Source organism: Bradyrhizobium sp., from assembly GCF_052389815.1.
Classification (GTDB): Bacteria; Pseudomonadota; Alphaproteobacteria; order Rhizobiales; family Xanthobacteraceae; genus Bradyrhizobium.
In genome coordinates, this window is the sequence record NZ_JBQTHN010000004.1 from 1 (window position 1) to 7,134 (window position 7,134).

Here is a 7,134-nt window from a genome sequence, read left to right on the forward strand (position 1 = left end):
CTCGACGTCGCGCGCGATGCGATCTGGACCATCGTGGTGGTGTCCTCGCCGCTGATGGTGGTCGGCCTCGTGGTCGGCGTCGTGGTGTCCCTGTTCCAGGCGCTGACGCAGATCCAGGAGCAGACGCTGATCTACGTGCCGAAGATCCTCGCGATATTCGTCACGTTGCTGCTCGCCCTGCCGTTCATGGCCGATTCCATGCAGGGCCACATGATGCGGATATCGTCGCGAATCATCGGCGGATGATGCACTCTTCATGAGTCATGCGTGTCGACATCTCGGTCCTGCCCGCGCTCGCCGCGACCTTCATGCTGGTGTTCGCCCGCATCGGCGCGATGGTGATGCTGTTGCCGGGTTTCGGCGAAACCAACATCCCGACCCGCATCAAGCTGTCGATCGCGCTGCTGCTCACGCTGATCATCCTGCCGCTGCACCGCACGGCCTATCAGGTCGACATGAGCTCGCTGACGCCGCTCTTGGTGCTGATGCTGCACGAGATCGTCGTGGGCATCGTTCTCGGCGCGACCGCGCGGGTGACGCTGTCGGCGTTGCAGGTCGCGGGCTCGGTGATCGCGCAGCAACTGGGCCTCGGCTTCGTCACCGCGATCGATCCGACGCAGGGCCAGCAGGGCCTGCTGATCGGCAACTTCCTCACCATTCTCGGCCTGACGCTGCTGTTTGCCACCGACAGCCATCACCTCGTCATCGCGGCGCTGAGCGAGAGCTACCGCATCTTCTCGCCCGGCGAGGTCTTTCCGAGCGGCGATGTCGCGGCGCTGGCGACGCGCGCCTTCGCCGCGGCGTTCAAGATCGGCCTGCAGCTTTCGGCGCCGTTCCTGGTATTCGGCCTCGTGTTCAATATCGGGCTTGGCATCCTGGCGCGGCTGATGCCGCAGATGCAGGTCTATTTCGTCGGCGTTCCCCTGTCGATCCTCGCCGGCTTCCTGATCCTCGGCCTCGTCATATCGGCGCTGATGGGAGCTTTTATCGACTACTTCATCGGCGTGATGCACCAGCTCACGCCGCTCAGATGAGGTGATCGATGGCCGAGGACGATACCGAGCGCACAGAGGACCCTACCCAAAAACGCCTCGACGATGCGCATGAAAAGGGCGACGTGGCAAAAAGCCAGGAGGTCAACACTTGGTTCATCATCGCCGGCGCCACGCTGCTGCTGACGACCTTCTCGGGCTCGATGGGCAGCGGCATGCTGGGCCCCATGCGCAACCTGATCGCCAATTCATGGATGATCCGCACCGACGGGCCCGGATTGATGGCGTTGCTGCAGCACATCGAATATGCGTTGATCGCCGCCATCGGCATTCCCTTCCTGATGCTGATGCTCGCCGCCATTGCCGGCAACATGATCCAGCATCGCCTGGTGTGGTCCACCGAATCGCTCAAGCCGAAACTGAGCAAGATTTCGCCCGGCGCCGGCTTCAAGCGCGTGTTCGGCAAGCAGGCGATCGCCAATTTCGTCAAGGGCCTGTTCAAGGTGGCGGCGCTGGGGGCGGTCATGACCGCCGTGCTGTGGCCGGAGCGCCATCGCCTTGAGGCGATGGTGCACTTCGATCCCGCGGCGCTGATGGGCGTGACGACGAGCCTGACCCTGCAGCTGATGGGCGCGGTGGTCGCCATGCTCGCCGCGGTCGCGATTGCCGATTACTTCTTCCAGTACCGCCAGTGGTACGAGCGCCAGAAGATGACGCTGCAGGAGATGAAGGAGGAGTTCAAGCAGTCCGAAGGCGATCCCCACGTCAAGGGCCGCATCCGCCAGCTGCGCCAGCAGCGCATGAAGAAGCGCATGATGGCCGCGGTTCCCAAGGCGAGCGTGGTCATCACCAACCCGACCCACTACTCGGTGGCGCTGGCCTACGACCGCGGCATGGCGGCGCCGGTCTGCGTCGCCAAGGGCGTCGACAATGTCGCGTTCAAGATCCGGGAAATCGCCAAGCAGCACGATATTCCCATCGTCGAGAACGTGCCGCTGGCGCGCTCGCTCTATGCCACCGTCGATATCGACGAGGAGATTCCGGTCGAGCATTATCACGCGGTGGCCGAGATCATCGGCTTCGTGATGCGGCTCAAGCGCGGCTTTTCCTCGCGGCTGTAGGACGCTACGGCCGGCAAAGTACCTGTAAAACACCGAATAACCGCCTGACGGGCTTGCGTTTACCGGTCCGATTCAGGCACTCAATGAGCAGCGAAAGCGTCAGGTCCGTGTCTCTTTATATGTCCGCCGAGACCCATAACGAACTCCCGCCCGAGCCGGTCGCCGTCCACGAGCCGGCGCGGCGGGGCAGCATCATCCTGGTGCTGCTGGTGGCCGCCGCCCTGGTCGGGGTCGCGGTTGCCCTGATGACGCTCGGCCGCACCCACGCTCAGCCCTATATCCTCGGGCTGCTGGCGGTGCTCGCGATGGTCGGGCTGTTCAACCTGTTCGCCTTTGCCGCCGGCATCATCCGCTTCGCCGACCGCAATGCCGACAACCCCATCATCGGCCGCATCGCCGACCATGCCCATGACGGGCTCGCCGTCACCGATCCGCGTGGGCATGTGGTCTATTCCAATGCGGCGTACCTGACGCTGACGGGCGCAGCGGGTCCGCAGGACGTCCGCCCGGTCGAGCGCGTATTCATCGGCAATCCCGACGTGTCGGAAGCCGTGTTCCGCCTGCTCAAGGCCGCGCGCGAAGGCAAGCGCCAGCAGGAGGAGGTGCGTATTGCCGGCGCCGACGGCAGCCACGGCCGCTGGCTGCGCTTGCGGGTGCGCCCGCTCGGCGATGCCAAACGCACGGCGAAATATGCGGTCTGGTCGATTGCCGACATCACCCGCGACCGCGAGCGCCAGGAAGACGTGTTCCAGGAGCTGCAGCACGCCATCGAATATCTCGATCACGCGCCATGCGGCTTCTTCTCGGTCAATCCGGCCGGCGACATCGTTTATGTCAACGCCACGCTCGCCAACTGGCTCGACCACGACCTCGCCGAGATCGGCTCGGGCGGCCTCAAGCTCGCCGACATCGTCTCAGGCGACGGCGCGTCGTTGCTGACCTCGATCGTGCCGGCGCCGGGCGAGGTCAAGACGGAGGTCTTCGACATCGACCTGCGCATGCGCGGCGGCAAGACGATGCCGGTGCGGCTTTATCACAAGCTCGCCTTCGGCGCCGACGGCGCGCCGGGCGCCTCGCGCACGCTGGTGATCAGCCGCGCCCGCGACGAGCATTCCGTCGATCCGCAGCGCGCCGCCGAAGTGCGCTTCATGCGCTTCTTCGACCATACGCCGATGGCGATCGCCACCGTCGACCGCGGCGGCAACGTGGTGCGTGCCAATGCGCGCTTTGCCAAGCTGGCGCAGAGCCTCGGCGGCGACGGTGCGGCGTCGAAATCGATCTTCCGCGCGGTCAATGCGCGCGACCGCGGCCTCTTGATATCAGCCATCAACCAGGCCGCCGAAGGGCAGGGCGACATTTCCCCGGTCGAGGCGATGCTCGACGGCCCGCGCGAGCGCTGGGGGCAGTTCTTCGTCACCGCGGTGGAGCCGGAGGAGCGCGAGACGGAAGCTGCGATCGTTTATCTCCTGGAGACCACCGAGCGCCGCGCGCTGGAGAACCAGATCAACCAGTCGCAGAAGATGGAGATGGTCGGCCAGCTCGCCGGCGGCATCGCGCACGACTTCAACAACGTGCTGTCGGCCATCATGATGGCGAACGACTTCCTGCTGAACGCGCACAAGCCGACCGACCCGTCGTTCCAGGACATCATGCAGATCAAGCAGAACGCGACCCGCGCCGCGACGCTGGTGCGGCAGCTGCTTGCGTTCTCGCGCCGCCAGACGCTGCGGCCGCAGGTGCTCGACCTCGGCGACGCGCTGTCCGACCTCACCATGCTGCTGCGGCGGCTGATCGGCGAGAAGGTCAAGCTCGACCTCGTGCATGGCCGCGATCTCTGGCCGGTCAAGGTCGACGTCTCCCAGTTCGAGCAGGTGATCGTCAATCTCGCCGTCAATGCGCGCGATGCGATGCCGGAAGGCGGCACGCTGACGGTGAAGACCGGCAACGTCAGCGCCGATGATGCCGGCCAGCTTTCCTACAAGGGCATGCCGGCGGCCGATTACGTCCGCATCGACATGATGGATACCGGCACCGGCATCCCGGCAGAGATCATCGACAAGATCTTCGAGCCGTTCTTCTCCACCAAGGAAGTCGGCAAGGGCACCGGCCTTGGCCTGTCCACCGTCTACGGCATCGTCAAGCAGACCGGCGGCTTCGTCTATGTCGACTCTGAAGCCGGCAAGGGCACCGCGTTCCACATTTTCCTGCCGCGGCATCGCCCCGAGCTCGAGGCGCAACCGGAACCGCAGGCGGCGGGCGGCGCGGGCGCAGAAGCGGCGAAACCAAAACCCGATCTCACGGGGCAGGGCACCATCCTGCTGGTGGAGGACGAGGACGGCCTGCGTTCGCTCAACGCACGCGGCCTTCGCTCGCGCGGCTACAGCGTGATCGAGGCCGCCAATGGCGTCGAAGCCATCGAGGCACTGGCCGAGAAGGACGGCGCGGTCGATCTCGTCGTCTCCGACGTCGTCATGCCGGAGATGGACGGCCCGACCATGCTCAAGGAAATGCGCGCCAAGAATCCGGGCATCCGTATAATCTTCGTCTCCGGCTACGCGGAGGACGCCTTCGAGAAGAGCCTGCCGGAGAACCAGCAATTCGCCTTCCTGCCGAAACCGTTCACGCTCGCCCAGCTGGTGGCTGCGGTGAAGGAAACCATGGCGGGTTCGTAACGTATGGCAGGATGACGTTGGAGCATTCAAGGCGGGCACGTTGCCATGACCCACCCTCTTCTTGCCGAACTGGAGCGGATCGAGCGAAACGCCTGGGAAGATCTGGTGCGGGCGGCACCGCCGCCGTTCGCGGGCGCCATCGGGCTCGAAACGCGCCGGATGGGCGGCGCGCTGTTTTTCGCGGCGGCGAAAATTCCGCAGTTTCAGTTCAACTGGCTCGCGGGAGCCGGGCTCGGCGGCGACGATGGAGCCTGCATCGGCGAGGCCAAGGCGCGGTTCCGGGAGGTCGGGCAGGCGAAATTCATCGTGCAGATCGCGCCGGGGTCGAAGGCCGCGCAGATGGAAAATCTGGCGCGCGCGGCCGGATTGCAGGCGAGCCCGCTGTCATGGGCGAAATTCTGCCGCGAGACGCGGAACGCGCCGGACGCGGCGACATCGCTGACGGTTCGCGAGGTGAGCGTCGAGGACCGGAATATCTTCGCTGAATCGGCCATCGCCGGCTTCGGCATGCCGGCGCCGATGGCGACGTGGCTTTCGCAAATCGTCGGACGGCCCCACTGGCACGCCTATGCCTCGTTCGACGACGACAAGCCCGCAGGCGCGGCGGCACTCTATGTCGAGGGCGATTTCGCCTGGCTCGGCATCGGCGCAACGAGGCCGGAGATGCGCCGCAAGGGCGGACAATCGGCGTTGCTGGCGCGACGTATCGCGGACGCCGCGACGTACGGCGCCCGCTATGCCGTAACGGAAACCGGCGTGCCGCAGGAGGGGCAGCCTGCGCCGAGCTACAGGAACATTCTCGGTAGTGGTTTTGGCGTCGCCTATGTACGCCCGAACTGGACACTGCCGCAGTAGGGCTCTACCCGTCGGTACCGCGCCCTCGCCCCGGGAAACACCGGATATTGCAGCACAATTGTCGCGTCCCCGCGACCGAGGGCCGCAGCCGAGGTTCCCTTTATTGGCTTTTCTTTTGGGCAACGCTGCCCATCTTAGGGGCGCTTTCCCCATACCGGGGATTCCTGAGGAAAAACCGATGAAATTCACCCAGCGTACGCGCGGCATGATCAAGGCGATCGCCGTCGTTCTTTCGTTGGCACTGCCCACCGTGATCGCAGCTTCCTATGCCGACGCGCGCGTTGGCGGCGGCTCCAGCTCGGGATCGCGTGGCTCGAGAACCTTTTCCGCGCCGCCGTCCACGACCACGGCGCCGAAGGCCGCGCAACCCATGAACCGCACCATGACCCAGCCGGGCAGCCCGAGCGCGCCGGCGGCGACCGGCGGCGGCTTCTTCAACCGCCCGGGCATGGGCATGCTCGGCGGCCTCGCCGCGGGCTTCCTCGGCGCCGGCCTGCTCGGCATGTTGTTCGGCGGCGGCCTGTTCTCCGGCCTCGGAGGCTTCGCCTCGATCCTCGGCCTGATCCTGCAGATCGGCCTGATCATCCTGGTGGTGCGGCTGGCCATGAAGTGGTGGCAGCGCCGCAACGCGCCGGCCTATGCCAGCACGGGCGCCGGCCCTGCGCCGGCGCAGAACCCGCAGGCCAACTATCGCAGCGCCATGGGTTTCGGCCTCGGCTCGAACGCACCGCCGCTCGAGATCAAGCCGGAAGATTATGAAGCCTTCGAGCGCCTGCTCGGCGAGGTTCAGGCCGCCTGGTCGGAGGAAGACGTCTCCAAACTGGAGCGGCTGTCGACGCCGGAGATGGTTTCGTATTTCGCCCGCGACCTCGCCGACAACAAGGCGCGCAACGCCGTCAACAAGGTCACCGGCGTCAAGCTTCTGCAGGGCGACCTTGCCGAAGCTTGGCGTGAGGGCGATGCCGACTACGCCACCGTTGCGCTGCGGTTCTCGCTGGTCGACAAGACCTTCGATCGCAACAACGGCCAGATGATCGCCGGTAGCGATCAGCCGACCGAGGCCACGGAAGTGTGGACCTTCGTCCGGAACCGCGGCGGAAACTGGGAACTCTCGGCGATCCAGCAGACCAACTGATCGCAGCACGAGAACGATACGAAGCGCCGCGGCTCATGCCGCGGCGCTTTCGCTTTTTGGCGGCGCGTCGAACAGCATCGGCTCCTCCTCGCGCACGAAACGTGCGGCGGCGGCGATCGCCGCCGGCAGTTGCGCGAGGCTTTGGGGCTTGGCGAACAGGTAGCCCTGGCCCTTGGCGCAGCCTTCGCGGGCGAGGAATTGCCACTGCGCCTCGGTCTCGATGCCCTCGGCCAGCACGGGAATGTCGAGGCTTGCGCCGAGCGCCAGCACCGTGCGCACGATGGCGGCAGCCGCGGCATCCTCCGGCAGGCGCTTCACAAAGGACTGGTCGAGCTTGATCTTGTCGAACGGAAAGGCGT

The 7,134-nt window shown here is 65.7% G+C and carries 7 protein-coding genes; 6 read left to right on the top strand and 1 reads right to left on the bottom strand.

Going from position 1 to position 7,134, the window contains the following annotated elements; genetic code table 11:
- From fliQ to ACT4OC_RS00820, 6 genes are all read left to right on the top strand, one after another.
- On the top strand, window positions 1-246 hold a 246-nt coding region (gene fliQ / locus ACT4OC_RS00795), incomplete at its 5' end, for a flagellar biosynthesis protein FliQ (RefSeq protein WP_444837196.1).
- Window positions 247-263: 17 nt separating this feature from the next.
- Window positions 264-1,034: a flagellar biosynthetic protein FliR gene (fliR, locus tag ACT4OC_RS00800; RefSeq protein ID WP_444837197.1), complete on the top strand. Its 771-nt coding sequence runs from the start codon at window positions 264-266 to the stop codon at window positions 1,032-1,034.
- A gap of 8 nt (window positions 1,035-1,042) precedes the next feature.
- Window positions 1,043-2,113, top strand: a complete 1,071-nt coding sequence (gene flhB, locus ACT4OC_RS00805; RefSeq protein ID WP_444837198.1) for a flagellar biosynthesis protein FlhB — start codon at window positions 1,043-1,045, stop codon at window positions 2,111-2,113.
- 119 nt (window positions 2,114-2,232) lie between these two features.
- A complete protein-coding gene (gene cckA / locus ACT4OC_RS00810; RefSeq protein ID WP_444837202.1) occupies window positions 2,233-4,785 on the top strand; it encodes a cell cycle histidine kinase CckA in 2,553 nt (850 codons plus the stop codon).
- Window positions 4,786-4,830: 45 nt separating this feature from the next.
- Window positions 4,831-5,640, top strand: a complete 810-nt coding sequence (locus ACT4OC_RS00815) for a hypothetical protein (RefSeq protein WP_444837199.1) — start codon at window positions 4,831-4,833, stop codon at window positions 5,638-5,640.
- 178 nt (window positions 5,641-5,818) lie between these two features.
- On the top strand, window positions 5,819-6,775 hold the full coding sequence (locus tag ACT4OC_RS00820; protein WP_444837200.1) for a Tim44 domain-containing protein: 957 nt from the start codon (window positions 5,819-5,821) through the stop codon (window positions 6,773-6,775).
- A gap of 33 nt (window positions 6,776-6,808) precedes the next feature.
- Here ACT4OC_RS00820 and ACT4OC_RS00825 read toward each other — a convergent pair.
- Window positions 6,809-7,134: EAL domain-containing protein (locus tag ACT4OC_RS00825; protein ID WP_444837201.1), on the bottom strand; the 326-nt coding region annotated here is incomplete at its 5' end.